Origin of the sequence: Bradyrhizobium sp. B039 (genome assembly GCF_038965675.1) — a bacterium.
In the GTDB taxonomy this organism is placed as follows: Bacteria; Pseudomonadota; Alphaproteobacteria; order Rhizobiales; family Xanthobacteraceae; genus Bradyrhizobium; species Bradyrhizobium diazoefficiens.
On sequence record NZ_CP152416.1, the window covers coordinates 6,597,323 to 6,618,903 of the forward strand.

Annotated in this window: 11 protein-coding genes and 2 pseudogenes; 4 read left to right on the forward strand and 9 right to left on the reverse strand. The window is 57.9% G+C overall.

Annotation, left to right across the window (positions count from 1 at the left end; translation table 11 throughout):
- The first annotated feature begins 420 nt into the window (after positions 1 to 420).
- Positions 421 to 2,661, forward strand: a complete 2,241-nt coding sequence (gene wecB / locus AAFG50_RS31410) for a UDP-N-acetylglucosamine 2-epimerase (non-hydrolyzing) (protein ID WP_039185738.1) — start codon at positions 421 to 423, stop codon at positions 2,659 to 2,661.
- A gap of 343 nt (positions 2,662 to 3,004) precedes the next feature.
- Here wecB and AAFG50_RS31415 read toward each other — a convergent pair whose 3' ends face one another.
- From AAFG50_RS31415 to AAFG50_RS31445, 7 genes are all read right to left on the reverse strand, one after another.
- Positions 3,005 to 4,174 (reverse strand): hypothetical protein, encoded by a 1,170-nt coding sequence (locus tag AAFG50_RS31415; protein ID WP_028175732.1) that lies wholly within the window; start codon positions 4,172 to 4,174, stop codon positions 3,005 to 3,007.
- A 57-nt stretch (positions 4,175 to 4,231) separates the two neighbouring features.
- Positions 4,232 to 5,143 carry an AAC(3) family N-acetyltransferase gene (locus AAFG50_RS31420; protein WP_028175733.1) on the reverse strand — a complete coding sequence of 304 codons (912 nt, stop codon included), beginning with the start codon at positions 5,141 to 5,143 and terminating at the stop codon, positions 4,232 to 4,234.
- Between the two features lie 387 nt (positions 5,144 to 5,530).
- Complete coding sequence (locus AAFG50_RS31425; RefSeq protein WP_028175734.1) at positions 5,531 to 6,679, reverse strand: glycosyltransferase; 1,149 nt, start codon at positions 6,677 to 6,679, stop codon at positions 5,531 to 5,533.
- Between the two features lies 1 nt (position 6,680).
- Positions 6,681 to 7,706, reverse strand: coding sequence for a glycosyltransferase family 4 protein (locus AAFG50_RS31430; protein ID WP_231166555.1), 1,026 nt, complete (start codon positions 7,704 to 7,706; stop codon positions 6,681 to 6,683).
- Between the two features lie 309 nt (positions 7,707 to 8,015).
- Positions 8,016 to 9,893: an asparagine synthase (glutamine-hydrolyzing) gene (gene asnB, locus AAFG50_RS31435; protein ID WP_028175735.1), complete on the reverse strand. Its 1,878-nt coding sequence runs from the start codon at positions 9,891 to 9,893 to the stop codon at positions 8,016 to 8,018.
- 140 nt (positions 9,894 to 10,033) lie between these two features.
- Positions 10,034 to 10,897 (reverse strand): hypothetical protein, encoded by an 864-nt coding sequence (locus AAFG50_RS31440; RefSeq protein ID WP_028175736.1) that lies wholly within the window; start codon positions 10,895 to 10,897, stop codon positions 10,034 to 10,036.
- A gap of 29 nt (positions 10,898 to 10,926) precedes the next feature.
- Positions 10,927 to 12,036 (reverse strand): Gfo/Idh/MocA family oxidoreductase, encoded by a 1,110-nt coding sequence (locus AAFG50_RS31445; protein WP_049832590.1) that lies wholly within the window; start codon positions 12,034 to 12,036, stop codon positions 10,927 to 10,929.
- 420 nt (positions 12,037 to 12,456) lie between these two features.
- Here AAFG50_RS31445 and AAFG50_RS31450 point away from each other — a divergent pair.
- The 3 genes and pseudogenes from AAFG50_RS31450 to AAFG50_RS31460 all read left to right on the forward strand — a co-directional run.
- Positions 12,457 to 12,897: pseudogene (locus tag AAFG50_RS31450) on the forward strand (IS3 family transposase); the annotation flags it as partial.
- A 1-nt stretch (position 12,898) separates the two neighbouring features.
- A pseudogene (locus AAFG50_RS31455) lies at positions 12,899 to 13,555 on the forward strand (transposase); the annotation flags it as partial.
- Positions 13,556 to 14,193: 638 nt separating this feature from the next.
- A complete protein-coding gene (locus AAFG50_RS31460) occupies positions 14,194 to 17,508 on the forward strand; it encodes an acetoacetate--CoA ligase (RefSeq protein WP_049832591.1) in 3,315 nt (1,104 codons plus the stop codon).
- Positions 17,509 to 17,683: 175 nt separating this feature from the next.
- On the opposite strand, the gene AAFG50_RS31465 is transcribed toward AAFG50_RS31460, so the two are convergent.
- Together AAFG50_RS31465 and AAFG50_RS31470 are read right to left on the reverse strand one after the other, a co-directional pair.
- Positions 17,684 to 19,030, reverse strand: a complete 1,347-nt coding sequence (locus AAFG50_RS31465) for an IS5-like element ISBj5_B family transposase (RefSeq protein ID WP_011084757.1) — start codon at positions 19,028 to 19,030, stop codon at positions 17,684 to 17,686.
- A 199-nt stretch (positions 19,031 to 19,229) separates the two neighbouring features.
- On the reverse strand, positions 19,230 to 21,185 hold the full coding sequence (locus AAFG50_RS31470) for an alginate lyase family protein (RefSeq protein WP_162185876.1): 1,956 nt from the start codon (positions 21,183 to 21,185) through the stop codon (positions 19,230 to 19,232).
- Positions 21,186 to 21,581: the final 396 nt, after the last annotated feature.

Genomic DNA, 21,581 nt, shown 5'->3' on the forward strand with positions numbered 1-21,581 from the left:
CAAACGCTGCTGTCACGCCGGATCAATAAGCGATCGCGCTTGCCTTCTGCAGCGTCGAATCCCGGAACAGGTTCATGCCGGGAGCCTCGCAATTGGGATAGCCACTCTGGCGCTGACAATAATCCTTCTGCTTGCGCTTACTCGGAATACTCCAAGGCCGTCCTATTAGGACCGGAAGCTATCGCATGATGGCGTGCACGAACGCTGAGCCTCCTCCTGTCATCCAAATTGGTAATCCCAAAGGGCCGCGCCGCGGACCGGATCACAGACTATGCTGGTGCGCGCGTAGATGCGCGTAACGCCAACGACAGCGCTTGGAGCGGCAGGCTAGCGTTTTTCGAGAGACATCGAGCTGATCACATCCATAGCCGTTGATGCGCCGACGACCCTGGTCGTGCTCCAGCCGCTCAAGGAAGATATATGAAAATCGCAATTCTCGTGGGAACCCGTCCAGAAATCATCAAAATGGCACCGGTCATTCGCGAATGCCGGAAGCGAAAGCTCGACTACTTCATTATCCACTCGAAGCAACATTACTCGGAGAAACTCGACGGGATCTTCTTCTCGGAGCTCGCTCTTCCCTCGCCAAAATACAATTTGAATATCGGCTCCGGAGGTCACGCGAACCAAACTGGTCGCATTCTGATTGAGCTTGAGCCGGTCTTAATGTCGGAACAGCCCGATGTGCTCCTCGTTCAGGGAGATACGAACACCGTGGTGGCCGGCGCACTCGCGGCGCACAAACTTCACATCAAGGTCGGGCACATCGAAGCCGGATTACGCTCGTTCGACCAAACGATGCCTGAGGAAAGCAACCGAATCATCACCGATCATATTTCGGACTACTTGTTTGCCGTCACCGATTTGCAGGTCGGTCACCTCAAACACGAAGGGCTGCCAGACTCGAAGATCTTCCAGGTCGGCAACACGATCGTCGACGCCTTACTTTCTCATCGGGTTGAGGCGGAGAAGAACAGTCGGATTCTCTCTGAACTAAAATTGCAGAAGAGTGGCTATTACCTTCTTACGTCCCACCGGGCCGCAAACGTCGATGATCCGGACGCCTTGAAGGAAATCGTCCAACTGATCACGAAAATCCCCGGTAAAGTGTGCTGGCCGATACACTATCGAACCCAGAAAGTCCTCAAGGAAAACAAGGTTGATTTACCGACCAACCTAGCCTGGACCGAGCCCGTCGGATATTCGGATTTCTTGAACCTGCTTTCGAACTGCACGGCCGTCATTACGGATTCCGGCGGCGTGCAGGAGGAAGCCTGTATCCTCGGCGTACCTTGCGTGACCATTCGCGATCGCACGGAACGGCCTGAAACCGTCGACGTCGGCGCGAACGTTTTGGTACACCGAAACGCCGAGGCGATGGTCGCCGCCCTCAATCGTCCGATTACACCTTGGACGAATCCTTTTGGAGATGGCCGTACCGCCGAGAGAATACTCGACATCGTCATGGGTCAACATTCGCGGCTGGCTCCGCAAACGCAGGATACCGTTTGCGTTGCAGGCCTTGGTTACATGGGACTTCCGACTTCGCTCCTTCTGGCGAACTCGGGCGTGAAGGTCACCGGCTTTGATCTCAGCGAAAAGAAAGTGAATGAGATCAACCGAGGTCACTGCCCGTTCGATGAAAAGGGTATTCCGGAATTATTGACGACGGCTTTGAAGACGGAAAACTTCAGAGCTCAGACGCGACCAGTGGCGGCGGACGTTTTCGTTGTGGCCGTGCCGACTCCACACGACAACAAGAAATGCGATTTGTCCTTCGTTCTTTCGGCCGTGAACAGTCTCCTTCCTGTCATGAAAGACGGTAATCTGCTCATCATCGAATCAACGATCAAACCCAAAACATGTGAAGACATCGTACTTCCGATCCTCCGATCGAAACATCTCAAGGTCGACGTCGCGCACTGCCCCGAGCGCGCCATTCCCGGTAATACTTTGCATGAAATCGTTCACAACGATCGAATCATCGGCGCCAAATCGCCGGAAGCGGCGGAAAGAGCGGCGCGCCTCTATTCGACCTTCACAAAGGGGACGATTCATCGGACGAATCTGGTGACCGCTGAGTGCGTAAAGCTCATGGAAAACACTTTCCGCGACGTCAATATCGCTTTGGCGAATGAGTTTTCCCTGATTGCCGACAAGTTCAGATTCAACGTTTCGACTGCGATTAAGCTTGCAAACAAACATCCGCGCGTCGGTATTTTGCAGCCAGGAATCGGCGTCGGCGGTCACTGTATCGCCATCGATCCTTGGTTTCTAACCGAAGACGTCAATGACCTGAATGTTATTAGAGCCGCCCGAGAACTGAACGACGAGATGCCGAAGCATACTGTCGCGCGAATTCAAGACAAGATCGACCCGTCTGTTAAGAAAATCGGCATTTTGGGAGTGAGTTACAAGCCAGACGTCGACGATGCTCGCGAGACGCCGGTTTTGGAAATTGCAAAGATTCTTTCAAAACAATACGAAATCCGCTGTCACGATCCCCTGGTGAAAGATTGGGATTTCGAACTCTTCCCCATCGAAAAAGTGGACGGTTGGGCGGACGTGTTGATTATCCTTTCTGGTCACAAAGTTTACTCGTCGAAGAAGTTTGACTCCCCGCTGCTTTCGTTCGACCAAATGATCAACGCCGTCCCATGATTTTGAACCAACGAATATGCGCTCAATTGGCTCCGGCGGGAGAGATGGTCAATCGTCAGCATCGATGAATGTCTTGAGAAGCTGGCAAGGAACGATCGATCGCGCCGTTATGCGGCTCTAAACGAGCGGCCCTTTCCTCCCGGCGGAGAATGCAACGGCGCCATGTAATGCCTGGCACCGCCATCCTCACTTTGGCCGAGCAGAGCCGCGTCGACTGGCACCGCCGGACAAACGGTGCAGACGGCGTCTTCGATCCGAGCTGCGAGTGCGGCCGTAACTTGTGTAATCGGACCGCCAACATCTGAAGGATCAGTGCATGCGATCGGGTGCTGTTTCCAGCGAGCTAACTAGCTGACAGTTGGGGCTGCCGACCAGTGGGACCATCTAGCGCTCTTTGCTTCGCGAGTAATGCATCAATAAAGAATTTGGTTGCCCAGTTCGGATATTGCAGAGGGGCATAGCGGCCGTAGATGGGGAAGGAGCCTTTGATTCCGCCATAGTAGGGTTTCGCCGGCGACATCACATTCTGCGTCGCAGCAACGTCGTCGAGCAGATTGAGTCCTACGTTGAGAAATCGCTTGTCACCTTCCAGGCCATAAAGCCTGAAGAACACGATCGCCAATTGCGCGCACCCCGTGAGGCACAAATGCCCCGCGAGAAACTCCCAGTTTTCGCCGATCTCGGAAGCCATGCAATGCTTGGTGTCATAGACCGACACTATGCGCTCGGCTGCTCGGCGAACGGCAGAGAGGTAGGACGCGCGCCCCGAAATGCAGTGGATTTCGATTAGCCCTTGCAGCACGTAAGCGATGCCATGTGTGCTGGCGTTCCAACCTGGCTGGAAGACGTTGTTGAGGAAGAACCCGTTGTCGACCTGTTGCGCTACCGTCCAGTCGGCATTGGCGAGCGCAACATTTTCATACTTCGTTTCTCCGAGCAGCCTACCTAACGTCAGCAGCGCCCAGGCGCTTCTGACGTTGTACGAGTGCACCATGTCGCAGTGCTCGTTGCGCACGAAGGATCCCGTTTCGTCAGCAGATGAGACGATGAAGTCACCCGCCCGGCGTGCGTAGGGGATGAGATCTTGCCGTCCACGACGTAAAATCAGCGCGTTGAATCCGTGAAGGATTTGGCCGGTGTTGAAGACGACCGGCTTGGAGTCTGGCCAGAGATCGCGCTCGACAAAGCCGCCACTCGGTTCTTGCAGTTCTGAGAGCCATTTGCCCAGGCGCTCCGCGGTCAGGGCCAAATCAGGTCGTTTGAGGTAATCAGCCAAATCGAGGAGCGTCGGTATAATGTACCCGGTGGTCTCTCGATACGGAGGCAGCCACCCTTTGCCAACCTTATACCCCTTCGATGACGCGCACCCTTTCCCCTGCTCTATGGATCGCGTGATGAAGGCGACCGCCGCCTCAAGGTGACGTCGATCATCCGTCAGCCGTTCTGACGTTTGACCGGGGAACTTAATGCGGAAGAAGTCGCGAACGCTCTCGGCGGCAAAATGAGTCAGCATCACTATCGGTTGTCCTTGCTCGCAATACAGATACGGCGCGTTTTGTCGCAAGGCCGCCTAGGCCGCGATATATAGCGTTTTACCGGACGCGGCGGCGGCTCCGAGTGCGCGGTTAATCTCCGAGGCCTCAACGCAGTAGAGCGGAACGCCCCTGTACTTCCACACCGTTAGCACGCCCGGGCGAAGGAATGCGGACAGTCGCTCAATCCTGAGCACGAACTTGTGCGAGAGAGGCGCCGACATCACGTACGGAATATGCTGGCCGACACCGTCGATCAGGGTAACGCGGATGGGCTCCTCGCACTCCCGCGGGATAGGGAAGTCGGGCCCCATGTGATCCTCGATGGCGTGAACCTGCGTGAGGCTACGATAATACTCGGTGCCGACGCCAAGAATCACTGTCTTGTATCGCGCCATCACCCCGAACGGTGACAGTGGCCCACACTCTGCGGAACTCAGGTGATGGCTGCGGGTCAGTTCTTCGGCAAGAGGTCCCAACGCGCAGACGCTGTGGGTCGGGTGGAGGCTACGCAAGACGACCTTTAAGTGACGAAATAGCTCGCTCACAATTCCCATCTGGGACGGCGTGCGCCGCACGCTGAACTGCGGATTGGCACGATAATAATCGAGATAGTACTTCTCTGCAGTTCCGAAAAAGAATGCTGGCATGGCCAACGTTCGATCGGGCCCTGTGATGCGCAGGAAGGTCTTGAGCAGTTTGCCGGGATCGTCGCGATACATTGGGGTCAGGTTATTGTAAGAGCAATGCACCATAAGAATGTCGAAATCATCGGGCAAATGCCGGCGAATCTCGTACTCAAGCTCCGCGGTCGAGAAGGTCCCGTTCCACGCTTGGATCAGGGGAGCGCATTTTAAGCGTAGCCGCCATAGGCGCGACTTGAGATACTGACGCATCGATATGGAGGTCGCCCGGCGCAGTAGATAAAAGGCTTCCTTCTTGAGGCTCAATTCCTTTCATCCTTCCTGGTGGCCGGAGCGAAGTTGCGAAACTGGACTTCCTGCACTTTGAGGACGCGACTGCTTGAGATGTTCCGTCTCGGGTTCGATTGGCAATCTAGCCGACAGCACTCACGAAGTCGGCGGCGCAGAAGTGGATGTTGGAAGGCCCGCGCTTCCAAATGTGGTACCTCCGAAGTGGAGCTATTGACCCATCAGATCGGCCGAAAGTCGCCGTTGGTAGCGCAAACCATCCGCTGCCAAGGCGTGGCTGAGGGCACGCAGTGCGTTGCGACTAGGGACGCCCGACGACCAGGCGCGTCCCAACTGCCGCAAACCTGGAGCTTTCGCGGCAATCATATCGCTGACGTGTTTCGCGGCACTTGACGTTGCTACACTTTACCTCATCACCTTTGCGGGGCTCGGGTCACGTGGCGCGCGTGCCCTCTTATCCGCCAACCCGCGATAAAGGCAGAGATACGCATTAGTCATCGTATCGAGCGAGAACGCTGTTTCAATACGCCGACGCCCCTTTATACCGAAATCATGGGCAAGCTCAGCATTATTGAGGAGTTTGAGCACACGATCCGTCAACGCTGCAGCGTCGTGGCTTGGCACAAGAAATCCCGTCTGCCCTTCCAGGACCAATTCAGGAGTGCCCCCATCGTTTGTTGCTACAATTGGCTTACCCAACGCCATGCATTCGGTTATTGCGTTGGAAATACCCTCCCCGTGTAGACGACTGTTGCTAGCGAGAACTCCCACAGTGAAGAGATTAGCGACACTTTCTATATCTCTCCGCTGCCCCAGAAACTGTATGCGCAGCGAATGTTCTGGCCGAACGCTATCGCGCACCTGCCGCAGCGTTTCGCCGTCGCCGACAGCGATAAAAGTAACATCATCCCTAAGATGGCAAATACGGCATGCCATTTCGACAAAGGTTGCGTAATCTTTTCTCGGCGTGAAGTTGGCAACCATCCCGACAATGTGGGGGGTCGTGATGCCCAACTTGCTGCGCAGTTCTGCCTCGTCCGTCAAGTCAAGGATTCTCGCAGGATTAAATCCATTGTAGATCGATAGACCTTTTCGCTCGGGAACAAGGTAGGCAGCTAGGCCCGCGCGCGAATTGGCGACGACGACGTCTGAAAATGGGATAGTCAGCTTGCCCATCAAATAGTTTTTATTCCACCGCGTCACATGCGGCGGCGCGTCTCGCACAAAGCCATTGACGAAGGCTACACCGCACAGTTTCGCAACCGGAGCGGCATAGACGGAACACATCGGGCTCCAGGAATGAACGATATCTATCTTCAAATTGGAGACCAGGTCGTACAAACTCTTGAAAAGCCGCAAATCTCTCTTGCCTCTCCGAACGAGCTGAATAATTTGCGCGTTTTCACGGTCAATTTCGTAACGAACCTCGTCCTCGTCCGTAACCGCGACGAATGTCTCTATGTCACGGTGAAGGGAAAGCCCCCTCAACAGTTCGACGATTTGTCGTTCTTTTCCTGCCCGGCGCAGAGACTCAGTAAGGTGCAATATACGCATGTCAGCGCTCTCCCGGGTGGACTGATTCAGTCCAAAGCGCAACGAGGCGTTCAGCGCAACTTTCGATGGCCAACCGAGTTCTATGTAGAGTCCTCCCGTTTTCTCCCAAGCGCTGTCTCAATTCGGGATCGTCAATGAGGCGCCCCAATGCAGAAGCAAGTCCCTCGACATCACCGGGCTCGACGATAAGTCCAGTCCTCTCGTGTTCAATGAGATCTGGAAGTGCCCCTACTGGGGTACAAACGACGGCCACGCCGTGAGCCAAGGCCTCAATCACCGACATCGGAAGATTTTCGCTAAAGGATGGGAGCACCACAATATTGGCCGCGCACAAAAGTGCCTCAACCTGCGCCGCACCGACCCAACCTGGCACCGATATACGATCGCCAAGTCCCGCTCGCTCAACTGCGGCTCTCGTATCGCTCACCGCCCCGTCACCTGCGAGCGTGGCCCTCCAGCCGGACTTTGCACCCAGCCTCGCCAACGCCCTCACAAGTTCTGGCACACCTTTTCTGGGCCCAAGTCGTCCCAAAAACAGAATGTTGGCTGCCTGCTTCATGATGTCTTGATCTTTGAAGTCAGCTGTTCGTGTCGCATTTGGAACAATGACAATCTTTGCAGAGCAGTCCGGCACTCTGTCAGAAACGACCTGCTTCCAGTAATTGCCAAGCACAATAATCTTTTGGCTCCTGAGAAACATCAGATCCACTTCTTTCTTCAGAATACTGCCCCGAGAGTCCCAAAACTGGTCAAACTGATCGCTATGTAGATGGAGCACATATGGCAATCGGCAAATTCTTGAGATGCGGGCCAAGATGAGCTTGCGATACGTGCTACCGAACGCCGACAGATTTATATGAACAACATCGGCTCGTCCGAACAGCCGAAGCAGCATTACACGTACAATTGCCTGCGCAAGATATAAGGGCGACCATAGTATCGAGCCAGGACCTCGAGTTGTGACAAAACAGACCTTTATGTTTGCGAAGCGATTCACCTGAAGTGCGCAGCGCAGCTCGTCCATCATACGAACTATGCCTCCCTGGCCACCTGTGCTGGCGGGAGTAAAGATGACCACTTGAAGCGGACCAGCCACTTTCTCAATGGGTCTCGTTTCGCTAACGCCAGCTTTGTCTGCCTGTGCCCGGCAGCGAACCAACGAACTCATGCTCGAACTCTCATGCCCGGGGCTCAAGCGCCAATTTCGACCTATGTCTGCTCAGATCCAAAATCATTCCAAGTCGGTACTCCGACGTGATTTGGAGGTTGGCGTCGAAATAACAACTCGATTGGTCAAGCTCCGCAGACGGATACAAGAGGCAGGAGTCGGCTCTTTTCATGTTGATATCTTGAATGTACGCAAGAACATCTCGAGATTTATCATCGACCAAAGAACCTTTTCGTGGTTCTGTCGACCGCTAAGGTGCTCTGCGACAAGGCGACGAAGCTTGGAGCCGCTTATCATTCGCGCCACACTGGAGCTTTCGCTCACAAGCATGTCCTGTACGAAATCCTGGTAAGGGCCTCTAAACCATTCTCCGACGGGCACACGGAATCCGACCTTTTTCCGCCGCAGGATTGACTGTGGCAGGATCTTGTCCATTGCTGCCCGCAGCACGGTCTTGCCGCCCTTGCCTCCGGTCAGAAACTCGTCTGGAAAGCGCGCTACGACGCCAGCCAGCATCGTATCCATGAATGGCATCCGCCCCTCGATCGACCCCGCCATCATCATTCGATCGCCGCGTTCCAACAGATCATCAGGAAGCCAGGAAGTTTGATCAAAGAATAATGCACGCCGCAGACTAGATTCGAGCCCAGACGAGTATGGATAGACGTCCGGCGGCGCTGCCGAGAGGCGGCGGCCGAGCATCGCCTCAGCTTCAGCAACTGAAGTGCCGCCAAACCAGACCCGCATGCGGTTCACAAGGTCGCGTTCGCCCGCAGCCAATGCAAGAATCTTTACGCGCCGCATCCCATACGGCAATGAACGCACCAGTGGATGGATTACCCGCTCGTGAAGCAAGTGTGGCATCAGCCATTGATACAGACCTATCCACCGCTCAGCCCGATGTTTCGCATATCCCCCCATCAACTCATCCGCGCCTTCTCCGGTGAGTACCATCTTCACGCTACTAGAGGCCATTTCCGAAAGCATAAAAATCGGAACGTCAGATGTCTCGCTGACCGGCGCACCACGGCGTAAGACGGCAGTTGACCAATGCTCCATGAAGGCATCGGGTTCGACGAATAGCTCATTGTGAAATGTACCAAACTGACCTGCAACGGCACGTGCGTGATCGAGCTCCGAATACTCGACTTCCCGAAAGCCTACTGAGAATGTTCGTACGGGCCCCGTACTATGCTTAACCATGGTCGCAACGACCGCCGACGAGTCGACACCACCCGAAAGATAGGCTCCGAAAGGCGCGTCGCTACGCATGCGAATTCGGACGGCCTCATCGAATGTGCCTTCGAACAAACGAACTGCATCACCGAATGACTTGACGTCCGGCACCGTCGTCGCAACTGGTGGCGTAAAATAGCGTGTCGTTTTCAGCGTTCCGTTCTGCCATACGGCGTAATGTCCAGGCTGCAGCTTCCTCACTGCACGAAAGAACGTGAGAGGCCCCGGAACATAGCGATTAAGAAGATAGTGGCCCAATGCTTCGGAATCGAATGCTCGGCTGAAGCCCGGAAACCGGACGAGTGGCTCAATCTCCGAGCCGAAGAGAAGACCGCCCTGCAGTTCGGCGAGAAACAGCGGCTTTTTGCCGAAGGCATCGCGAGCCAGTACTAGGCGCTGCTCTGCTTCATCCCATAGAGCAAAGCCGAACATGCCGCGAAATCTACCCACTGCGTCGAAGTGCCACGCGCGAAATGCTTCGATAAGCACTTCGGTATCTGAGTTCGTGCGAAAACGATGGCCGAGGGCAACGAGTTCCTGTCGCAGTTCAAGGTAATTATAGATTTCGCCGTTGAAGATTAAGGTGAAGCGACCATCCTCACTCGACATTGGTTGGCCGCCGCCACCGATATCGATAATCGAAAGCCGGCGGTGGCCGAAGCCGATTTGAAATCGCTCATCAGAGGTCTCCTGAAGCCAGTAGCCCGAGCCGTCCGGCCCCCGATGAAACATCCGATCCGTAAGGTCGATAAGTGTCTTGCGATCCTGGCGCTTCGCGGCCCCAAGAGCCCATCCAAAGATCCCACACATGCTAGATGCCTTAACCTCGACGACAATCAGATGATAACCGCGACAGGAAGCTCTCCCCTGCACAGAGCGCAAGAACCTCGGTGAGCAGATCGACGCCGGTCACGCGCGCGACTTGACCGGCAGACCGAGACATGCGGAGCCTACGCAACGCTACACTCGTCGATGAGCCGTTTCGTGTTCAGAATGTTGCCCTTGCTGGATGCGCCGAATACGATCGATTCTATTTTCTTCTGACTGCAGACGTATTCGATGGCCTCGCGCGGGTCGATCGCTCCGGAAGCCAAGACGGACATTGCCACGGGTCTGAACTTGCGCGACGCAATCACCTTCTCATAGAGATCGATACCGCCGCACATCCGAAAGCCCAGTTTATTTATATTCGCGCATACGATCGGATTCTCTATGCCAACTTCGTCCAGCACATCGAGCAGACGCGGCAAATTCATTGTTATAAAGCCCGGCTCGGCGTTGTAGCGGTCCCGCACGTGATCGGCAAAAATGCGGAATGCGTCTTTAATTCCCATCCCAAGCAACAGGTCGGTGACCACGTTCTGAAGAAAGATAACAGGGGTCCTCAGTCCGCCGAACATTTTCATCTCGGCGTCGATCAGTAGCCGCGCCATTCCCTCCACATCCCGCGTCGCTACCGATAAACCACCCCTCACCAGCGCAGAAAGGGCGTTCTGTGCGGGCAAAAAACGCTTCAATGCCTCAAGCATTCCGTGCTCGGTCACGGCATTTGCGTACTTGTGGGCGTACGGCATGCAGGGAAAAAATTCCAACTCCGAATATCGCTCCGGGTGCGCACGGACGTGCGCGCAGAGCTCGGCGATTCGATCATGCGTCGTGCACATGAAGACATGGATTCCGCTGTCATAGGCGACATCCAACAGGTTGATAATTTCCTGGATATCTGCAAAGCGGATAGCCTGCGCCCGCGCCTTTTCCTCGGACATGTGATTGATGCCGAAGAACTGGTTATCGCCGAATAATATCCGATCCATCGGTCTTCCTGCCCTTCCCTATCGGAGTTCTACCTCAGTGCGCCCGTGACGAGGGACAGCAAGCCCCCCTCACCCGTTCGGCTTTGAGCTGGGGTCCTGGCTCCGGCATCTACTCGTCGCCACGCGCCTCCGGCGTCCTGCAACATCGCGGACACGACACAATCTGTCTGCACCGCAGACGCGAAAGACGAGATGTTCTCCCGGCGACCTTCCGCGATGCATCGGATGAAGTAGTCGAGTTGCGCCGAATATTCCTCGCCCCGCAGGTAATACCACACGTCACTGTGAAAATCGGTTGTGTGACGAATGTCCCACCCCTCTTTTGCCGCGCCAGTGCACCCCGCCGCACCTCGAACATATGTCTTCACTTCCTGGCGATCGACGACCATACGGCCATTCGTGCCCCAGAGCGTGACCTGCGTCGACATTCTGCGCAAACTGTCGTCGCTCCAATTAGCGGCAATCATACCCGTCATGCCATCTGCAAAATGCAGCGTCGCGTAGACCTCGTCGTCCACGTCGCGGGAAAAGATCTTGTTGAGCACTGTCCCGCTCACGGCATCGGGCCTGCCAACGAGATAGTTCACAATGTCGATTGCATGGCACGCGTAATCATGGAGGCAACCGCCGCCCTCGCTGCTCTTCGCCCGCCAAGTCCCGCCCTTGGGCCGCAACACCACCGGGCCATAGGCTTCAACCCTGAGGTGATGAATTCGGCCAAGCGCCTGCGCATCGACCAGACGCTTGGCTTCGTTGAACGCCCCAACGAACCGATAATGATATCCGACCTGATTGACGACGCCTTTCTGGTCCGCCAACTCGGCCAAGGAAGTCCCCTCGCCCGGATCCAGGCAAAATGGCTTTTCGCAGAACACGTGCAGGCCTCTCAGGAGAGCCTCGCGGACCATTTCGCCATGAAATCGCGAAGGCGTCGCTATGATAACCGCGTCGAGCGACTTCCGATCAAGCATCTCCCGATAATTGGAAAACACTTCGATGCCTGTATATTTGTGCAGGATGCTGCACATATAGCTCGCGGTGTCGCAAATGCCGATCAGCTTAGCCTCGGGATGCGCGTTGACAATCGCAAGATGCGAGAGTCCCATCTTGCCAAGCCCGATCAAACCAACATTGACCATAGCGGTCTCCCAAACAGGGGCCACGGCTCTCAATGCCCCAAAAACACGCATCCGATCAGAACACCAACGAGGCGCTTCTGCATCGCATAAGGCGGAGGGGACATTGATATAAATGGGTAGCGTATGGGGGGTAGCTACAATGGTCCATTGAGCCGTCGCGCTGGCTCCCGTTCCTGCCCAAGCTCTACAGTGCGGTCCGCAGTCGTGCCGCCTTTGGCAGACGCGAGCCTGCGTCCGTGCCCTCAGAACCACTAACAAACTGAGCGCCAAAGCGTGATGGTAGAGAAATCGGATAAGGTTAGCCATCTTCGAGATCCCAAACCAGGGTCGGTACAATGGCCTGCCCGGCGGTACTCAAAGGCTTTCTGCCTCCGACACGAATACTGCAGCCGATACGAGGGCAGCATCGGGCCCGTTTCTCGCTCCAGCCGCCCTGCGGACGTGGCTCGGCGCGGCCGGTTACGCGATCTCGGTAACGAGCGGCGGCGTTCCGACTACCGCCGGTTGTTCGTCCTGCTGCGGCGGGAGGGAAAGCCATCGGGGATCAACCGGATCTACCGGCGTTATCGCGAGGAAGGGATCGCCGCCGGCAAGCGGCGGGGACGTGTGCCCGATCCTAATCGAGGCGAGGCCCAACGCGCTGGTCGCTGAACTTCGTCCACGACCAGGTTCGCTAACGGCCGGCGCTTCTGCATCCTCAACATCGTCGATGACGTCAACGATGCCTGCGGGCTGTTCCGAAGACGTCGATCTCGGGGCGGCGCGTGACGCGCGAACTGGCGGAAATCATCGAGCGATACCCGAGGAGCAATGATCGCGTTCGACCATGGCACCGAGATCCCTTGCAACGCAATGCTTGCCGATCGAGACCCTGCTGCTGATCCTTTACCTGAAGGGGATCTTCACCGGCGACTTCTCCGAAGCTCTGGCGGCGCTGCTCGGTAAGGATCCTGCCGGGTTGTCGGCATCCGCCATCGGCCGCCTGAAGGACGGTTGGCTTAACGAACGCACCGCGTGTCACAGGCGCGATCTGTCGGCGAAGCGCTACGTCTACATCTGAGCCGATGGCATCCGTCTCCAGGCACGCCTCGAAGACGAAAAGCAGTGCATCCTGGTGCTGATCGGCGCGACTCCGGAAGGCCGCAAGGAACTGGTCGGCTTCATCCGATCGCGCCCGCGAGAGCGCGCAGGATTGACGCAATCTGCTGCTCGACCTGAAGCGGCGCGGGCGCGACGCGCCGCTGCGGCTCACCATCGCCGATGTGCGCTCGGGTTCTGGAAAACCGCCGGTGAGGTCTGGCCGAAAACGCGCGAGCAGCGCTGCTGGGGGACGAACGTGCTCGCCAAGTTCCCGAAGAGCCAGCGGCCGAAGGCTAAACGCGGGCTGCAGGAGATCTGGATGGCCGAAACCAAGGCCGCCGCCGAGCTAGCGTTCGACGCCTTCATCGAGAGCTACACGCCAAAATACGAGAAGGCGGCCGACTACCTGAGCGCGGATCTGGACACGCTAGTGGCATTTGCACACACAAATTTAACCCATTCAGTACCTGCTCCTCATTTCTGCGCTGGTCGGAAAGTCCAGTTTCGATTTAGACATCGAGTTACGGTCACCGCGACTAGCCAGCCAATTGCCTCCGTCGTGTAAAGGTCAACGACACACGATGCTGCAGTCACAGCAATGGCATTGACCAAGAAGCCAACTGCGCCAACAGGTGCTACAATGAAGAAATATCCGTTGGCGCGACATGTTTCGAAATGCGTATACGACAACAACTCAGTCAATAATCAATAACACGAGAGAAGTTGCGAGCGCGCTGAGCCCTCACCATGGCGACAGTGCCGACCTCGCAAATCCAGAATCGAGCATTTGATTCGAGAGCTATCCTTGACGATTGGCCATACTGAAGCGACGAGACCGGGGGGAGTAGTCCTTCGGGGCTATTGCATTCGACCCGCAGCGAGCGTGAGCTAGAGGCCTGATTTTCGGCGAGCTATGGGCGAAAGTTGGTTACGTCATGAAGGGATAAGGCGGCGCGTATCGTGGGGTGTTCGAAGACTCACACTTCTCCAAAGGAGTGATACGCAGTGACCGACACTAACGTTTCCAACTCACCCAGCCAGGTACTTTTACCGATCCGCTGACCGAGATTTTGCGCCATGGTTGTTCTTCTGGCGGAAGAAGTGGTGCTTCATCCCGATGACCAGGCTGTCGGGCAATCGCAACTGACCACCTTCAGGCAATGGTGCGAGGCTCGGACGGGGCAGAACCTGCCCGATCATGCTGCGATGGACCGTTTCTCGGTGAAGGAGTTCCGCAGCTTTTGGCGCCTCTTCCTGGAGTGGTGCGAGCTACCTAGGAACGGCGCGGTCGAGCCGGTCTGTGTCGGCGATATCTGCGAGACCGCCCGCTTTTTCCCGGATCTCCGTCTCAACTACGCCGAGTGCCTCCTCGCTGGCGCTCCCGACCAGCCGGTCCTGACGGCTTGCCACGCCGGCGGAAGCCGCGACCGGTTCACGCGTGGCGCACTGCGCGTCGCGGTCGCCCGGCTGGCGACGTCGCTGCAGCAGCTGGGTGTGCGCTGTGGCGACCACGTCGTGGCGATCGCACGCAACAATGCCGAGGCGGTCATTGCCGCCTTGGCCACCGCTGCCCTTGGCGCGACCTTCGCCAGCTGCGCGGCGGACATGGGCGTTCCCGCTATCCTCGCGCGCTTCGCCCCTCTCGAGCCCGTGGTGCTGCTCGGTTGTCTGCGGGCAGAGCCATGGGATCTGGGCGTCGCCGTCGCCGAGCGCGTCGCCGGAGCGGCAGCCGGCCTGCCGGGCCTCGCCGCGATCATCTCGCTGGACAACGGCTCGCTTCCCGCCGGCGAGAGGACGGTGCCCCTGCACAGGCTCGCCGATCTGCTGCGCGATGCGGTTGGTGGCGAGGACCGGCCGGGCTGGCTGCGCCACCCGTTCAACCAGCCCCTGTTCACGATGTTCTCGTCCGGCACCACGGGCCCGCCGAAATGCATCCAGCACGGCGCCGGCGGCACCTTGCTGGAGCATGTGAAGGAGCACCGGTTGCACTGCGATCTCGCCCCCGGCGACAAGCTGTTCTTCCAAACCTCCTGCGGCTGGATGATGTGGAACTGGCAGCTTTCCGCGCTCGCCTCCGGGGTTGAGCTCGTCCTCTACGATGGACCGCTCGAAGGACCGGATACTTTCTGGCGGATCGTCGCCGACGAGCGCGTGACCGTGTTCGGCACCAACCCTGCCTATCTAGACTTTTGCGAGAAGGCGGGCTTATCCCCGGGCCGAGTGTTCGCTCTTTCTGCCCTGCGAGCTATGCTCTCCACCGGCTCCATCCTGTATCCCCGCCAGTACGACTGGGTCCGCGATGAGGTGAAGGCCGCGATGCCGCTGCAGTCGATCTCGGGCGGCACCGACATCATCGGCTGCTTTGTTCTGGGCAATCCGGACCTGCCCGTTCATCGCGGCGAGGCGCAGTGCCGCAGCCTCGGTCTTGATGTCCGCTCGCTGCCGCCGCCTGACGATCCGGAGGGTCGGATCGGCGAACTGGTATGCGCCAATCCGTTCCCCTCGCGCCCCCTTGGCTTTAGCGGTGACGCGGACGGCACGCGCTTCCATGCCGCCTATTTCGCCCAGAACCCCGGCTTCTGGACGCATGGCGATTTGATCGAGGCCACACCCTATGGCGGTTGGCGGCTGCATGGCCGTTCCGACGGGGTCCTCAATGTGCGCGGCATCCGCATCGGCACCGCGGAAATCTACCGCATTCTCGCTGACATCGAGGAGATCCGCGAGGCAATGGCGGTCGAGCAGCAGGCCGAGGAGGAGGCGGGCGGCTCGCGCATGGTTCTGCTGGTCGTGCTGCGCGAAGGCCTGGTGCTCGACAACATGCTGGCGAAGCACATCCGCTCGGAGCTTGCGCGCTGCGGCTCTCCCGCCTTCGTGCCGGCGCGCATCGCACAGGTCGATGCGCTTCCCGTCACCTTTAGCGGCAAGCGGTCCGAGGCGGCGGCGCGGGATGCGGTGAATAGCCGCCCTGTGCGGAACCGTGATGCCCTGCAGAACCCGGAATGCCTCGAAACGATTGCCAAGCATCCGGCTGTCCTGGCGCCTGCAGCCGTCAGGGTATCGCGAGCGCCGGCGCCGGACCGTCGGGCGATCCCGGATGGTGACCGGCTGCGGCAGGAGCTGCAGGCGATCTGCGAGCACGTGCTGGGCGTCTCGCCCATCGGCTGGTCCGATAATCTTCTTGGCCTCGGCGCGGACTCGCTGGCAGTGGTGAACCTGCTGCTCGAGATCGAGGGCTATGCTGGGCGTCCCATGCCCCTTTTGGCCTTTCTGTCGGCGCCTTCGGTCGAAGGCTTGGCCACGGTACTGTCTATCGGCGCTGAGGCAATGGCGGCGCAGCAGACTGGTTGGGGTCCGGACGACCAGGAGCCGGTCTGCCGCTTCCTCAAGGAGGCCTTCCCGCGAGTCGAGGCGGCCACGTGGCGCAACAATGTGAATCGACATCTGATGTCACCGCTGTTGACTCGGGCGCGTCGCTTCTATCGAAACAGACACGTAGGACGCTTCCGGCGCGAGTTGGCAGCGGGTCACCCGCTCAAGCTGGAAGAGGTCGAAGCGGTGCTCGATCAACTCAGGGTCGGCAGCGGCGATCGCTTGAGCATCCACTCGCATAGCATGGTGCTCGCCCAAATCCAGGGAGGCATACCTGCGCTGCTCGAGCACCTCAAGGAACGAGTGACGCCCAGGGGGCTGCTCTGGATGACCACGTCGCCGTTCTGCGGCTCAATGTCGGAGTACGCAGCGACGGATCCTATCTTTGACGTGCGCCGCACGCCTTCGCAGATGGGATTGATCAACGAGGTATTCCGACGCAGCCGCGGCACGACGCGCAGCGTGCACCCCACTCATCCGGTGGCGTTGTGGGGGAGCGATGCCGAGGAGTGGGCCGCCGGGCACGAGGAGGATCCCGTGCCGTTCCACCTCAAGGGCCCCTACGGCCGCCTCTATCGCAACGGCGGGAAAGTGCTGTTCATGGAGCTGGACGGCTCGCACCTGACCGAAATTCACATAGTCGAAGGCATTCTGCGCGACCAATTCCCGGTCAAGGCCTATCTCGAACGGCCTGCCGACATGCGCGTCGTAGACTGGCGCGGTCAGCAGCGCCGCGTCAGCGTGTTCTTACACAACCCGGTGTTCGGCGCACAGATCGACCCACGCCACTGCTATCCGGAGATGGAACGCCTAGGCATCGTAAAACGTGTCTATCTGCGGGGATATATCCCTTTCGTCCTCGTCGACGTCACGCCCATGGTCGACTACTTCCTCGCGCGTGTTTCGCACGGCAGGGACTACTACCATTGGACGAGTGGAATCGGGTATCTGCGCGGCTTCTTGGAGCGGCTCGAAGGCAACGCGCCACCGGCGGCCGCACCGCCGGCCAACTCGACCTGAACATTGTCCCTCACCTCACCAAGTTGAGAAGACACTCGAGTCCCTGCCCGGCATCGATCCGCATGAACAACTTTTACCTCAGCGGCTCCGGCGGCCTCATTCGTCGCTGAAATACCTGGAGATTCAAGAAAACACACTGATTTCGGAACCCAGATCGATTCAAACTAGTCGTCCGTTAAGAAGCCGGATTGATCGAGGCTGGCCGGGCGAGCGTGCGCCATAGCTGGGCCAGGAACAGGCACAAGAGATATCTCAGCCAGGCGAGGATGCGGCGGAAGTTGTGTCCGACGGCTGAGAGGACGACGTTGGCGGCATCGCCGGCGCGGCCTTTGAGGTAGCAGCGCCCGAGGTGGCCTTCCGCCTTCAGGTGTCCGATGATGGGCTCGATGGCGGAGCGGCGGCGCAGCTCGCGCTTGATGACACCGAAAACGCCGCGCTTCTGGCCGGAGATGAAGACGCGACGGGGATTTTGTGCGTCGTGGCCGCGGTATCCCTTGTCGACATAGGCCCGCTCGATCGGACAGCCGGTGAGTGTCTCGGTGCGGTCAATGACGTCCCGCAAGGTGTGACCGTCGTAGGGGTTGTCGGGCAGTGCGCTGGCGTGCAGCACGAACAGGCCACCGGGAGCCCGGCGGTTGTTGGTGACGATGGAGGCCTTCACGCCGAACTCGTAAGGCGCGCTGGCCTTGCCCTTGCCGATGCACTCCACTTCCGGGGCATGGAAGGAATAGAGCTTCCAGCCGCGCTGGCGCTGCTGCTGCGAGCGGATCTGCGTGGCCCGGCCGAGCGGGAGGGCGAACGCCTGCTCCAGTGCTGGCTGGCCTTCGATCTTGCGGCGGATGTCGCGGATGATCCGGCCCAGCCGGCTACGCAGGATACGCAACTGCCGCTGATGCCGCCTGAACTGTTTGGCATGGGCGTAGCGGCCGGCCATCATCGCGGCGGCCTTGGCGATGCGAGCATAGGATTGCCGCAGCCTGACGCCGTGCCTGATCGCCAGGCGGTTGAGCCCCTTGATGGCCGCATGCAGCAGCTTGGCATCGGTCGGAAAGGTGATGGCCTTCGGCTGCACCGTGGTGTCGACCGTAACCCGCTTGAGGTCCTGGCTGCGTAATGCACCGGCCTCGTGCGCTACCCGCAAGCTCTCGGCCAGCAGCAACTCCAGCTTGTCGCCAAGCCGCTTGCGCCAATGGCTCAGGTCCGAGCGCTCGTGCGGGAACGTGTGCTGAAAGAACTCTTCCCCGGTGAAGAACTGGAAGTATGGGTCATGGACCCAGCGCTCGCACACCTCCTCATCGGACAGCCCGTAAATGTGCTTGAGCAACAGCAGACCGATCATGAAGCGCGTCTCGATCCCGGGCCTGCCGTTCTCGCTGTAGAGCGGCGCGATCTCGCCGTCGATCCAGTCCCAATCGACCTTGCCGGCGAGCAGAACCAGCTCGTGCTTCATATTGATGATCTGGTCGAGCCGAGCCCGGAACAGATCGTTCGATCCCGTCGTCTTGTGCTTCTTCGGCCGCATCGTTCCCTCCGATGCAGACAAGGAATCATGCTTCCCGCTTCGAGGGAATCCACGAAAACCAAATCGCAAGGTTCTGACGCCCAAAGCATCAAAACCTTGCAATCTGGAAATGCCCCTTAGCCCAAATCGAGATTCCCGATCAGTGGCTTAGTCCTTCTTCACGGACGACAAACTAAACTCATTCCGCTTTAGTTAGAGGTTAGAGGAGGTCAATCGTGATAGTCGACCTTCTATCGCGGAGATGCCCCTCAAAAAGGATCTGATCGGTAGGGACGCGCACGCAATAGGATGGCGACAACCAACCAAGTCCTGTCGCTTTGTCGCCCCGAACTACTCTAGCTTTCAATGGGCCGGCGCTTGATATTCGAACGAGTTGAAGATTGCAGCGTGAGATCAGCACCCCGCTCCGATCCGGCTTGACTGTTGACTGGCAACTCGGGTCGATGAGAAACGATACTGTAACGCTTCTATCTGTGGGAACTCCGACGAGTTCGTCGATAATCGTAAACCGCGAAACGTCATCAAACTCCACTGTACGCCGGTGCCTTGCGCCATATTGCCCGACATAACCGTCATGCTCTGCCACAACCCGCGTAATTGGAGTAGTTTCGGATGATACGAGGCGCGCATTCGCCTTGCTCGCCCAATTAAACGGCCCAGACGGACGACTTGATCCAATCCCGGAAAGACTCAAAGTGTTGTGAATGGCGGTGTCCCTGAACTGGTCCCGCAGCTCCCTATTCGGATTATATAGGTACGTTCCGGCGTCTACGATAACAGGTTGGCTGCCTACAGACAGCCAGATGGAAAGCGCGTCTGCATGGCCATGAGCAGCAATTGACAGATAACCAATTGGTCCGTGATCAAATGTCAGAACGACAGGATCCTTATGCCTGCTTCGGATGACCGAGTAGCCCCCGCTCGTAAATGAGCGCATTCCAACACGTTGTGCCTGTGCTACCGCGGCGGATCCCAGGATTACATCGCGAATGCTTGGATCTTTGGCCGGTGGAGCAAGATCTGGGCGGCCAACGCAGCCCGAAACGGCTGCGACAACGGACGCGACATATCTTGGCTCAGGCGCCTGTGTTGTCGCAATAACTCGGCAATCGTCGCAATCTCCGATCGCGGGCACCTTTGCATCGGCGTCCATCAACCAAAGGGAATGCTCACACCACGCGGAAAGCCGATCCACGGTAGTTGCTGGCAGGCTGCCTTCGCGTCCAAGGGCGGTGGCCGCAACAAGAAACAGCTCAATCGAGAACGCAGCATAGCTGGGAGATTGTTCAGCCCCCACGCCATCCGGATGAATTTGCTGATCAATCTCCGCGAGCAACGCGTGCCAACTGTTCTCGCGCAATGCCACTGCATCGGGGAATCCCGGAGCCATGATCGAACCGACAACCAGTCCGGCAAGCTCGGCGATCCGATGATTGTTAGCGGAGGAATGCAGTGACGGAAATCGCTTGATCCAGTCGAGATGTGCAAAGAAGAAGCGAAGCGCCGCACTACGTGTAACGCCGTCAAGGCGATCGGCCCCGAGGATCGAGAGCGTCACCGCGACCGAGATGACACGAAGTGCGACGTCGATACCGTAAATCCAGCTTGGCCCACGAAAGGGTGGGTTGCCCGCCATCCATGACTTAATCATACCGGGCAAAAGCACGAATTCGTCATGTTTCTCGACCAACGCATCGGCGGCGAGAGGAACCAGAAATTGCAGTCGATTGAGCTCCACAATGGGCTTCATATCTCGCGTGTTTATGCCGTGCCGGAATGAAATATCGAAGGCATAGGCGTCCCATTGCGGAAATGGCTCGCCGTCCGCAGGATCGATACTCCAGAACCACGGATCCGGTGGTATCAAAGAAGGCTTCGGCCAGCGTGCACCGAGCAAACAAAAACGGCCCGCACGGACGTTGTCGGCTTCGCAGCTTATGAGAGCGGATAGATCCGATGAAGAGGCGATAACCCGGGAACGAATACCAGGTATGGTAGTCAGCGGACCAAATGACTCAACCCCTTCCCAGCCGCCACTATGCCACCGCGCAGTTTGCTTATTGGCAGTTTCGACCAGGCGGTGAACAATCTCCGCCGCACTCATAGCCGCCAGGCGGTCACGGTACCAGGCGGCTCGGCCTAAAACGGATTTCAAAAACGCCTCACATGGTTGATGTCAATACGCTTGTCACTCTCGCGACAACCGAATCTTGGTACTCAAAACGACCTAAACGACACCTTCCAGGACGTCAGGTTTAAGCCCGTCATTTCCAACGGGGAACCGTACCGTACGAAATGACGGTAAGGCCGTCCATTCCCCGATCGGCTGGTCTCGGCTTCTTCTGGAGGTCGAGAATCGGTAATCCAAAAGGGTAGAACTGCGGACCGGTTCAAAAGACTATGCTTGTGTGTGTGAGTTCGGATGCCACGCGTTGACGTCTTCGGGATCTCTTTCCAAACATGTGCAGAACTCCCAGTATTCCAAGACTGAGGACCGAATTGGAGGACGCGCAGTTCGGTTTCGTGGTCTGGGCCGGCAAGCAAGTTTGGA

Bases quoted from the DNA above. Each gene is read 5' to 3' on its own strand.
- wecB (WP_039185738.1), top strand. From the start codon at position 421: ATGAAAATCGCAATTCTCGTGGGAACCCGTCCAGAAATCATCAAAATG.
- AAFG50_RS31415 (WP_028175732.1), bottom strand. From the start codon at position 4,174: ATGCTGACTCATTTTGCCGCCGAGAGCGTTCGCGACTTCTTCCGCATT.
- AAFG50_RS31425 (WP_028175734.1), bottom strand. From the start codon at position 6,679: ATGCGTATATTGCACCTTACTGAGTCTCTGCGCCGGGCAGGAAAAGAA.
- AAFG50_RS31430 (WP_231166555.1), bottom strand. From the start codon at position 7,706: ATGATGGACGAGCTGCGCTGCGCACTTCAGGTGAATCGCTTCGCAAAC.
- asnB (WP_028175735.1), bottom strand. From the start codon at position 9,893: ATGTGTGGGATCTTTGGATGGGCTCTTGGGGCCGCGAAGCGCCAGGAT.
- AAFG50_RS31440 (WP_028175736.1), bottom strand. From the start codon at position 10,897: ATGGATCGGATATTATTCGGCGATAACCAGTTCTTCGGCATCAATCAC.
- AAFG50_RS31445 (WP_049832590.1), bottom strand. From the start codon at position 12,036: ATGGTCAATGTTGGTTTGATCGGGCTTGGCAAGATGGGACTCTCGCAT.
- AAFG50_RS31460 (WP_049832591.1), top strand. From the start codon at position 14,194: ATGGTTGTTCTTCTGGCGGAAGAAGTGGTGCTTCATCCCGATGACCAG.
- AAFG50_RS31465 (WP_011084757.1), bottom strand. From the start codon at position 19,030: ATGCGGCCGAAGAAGCACAAGACGACGGGATCGAACGATCTGTTCCGG.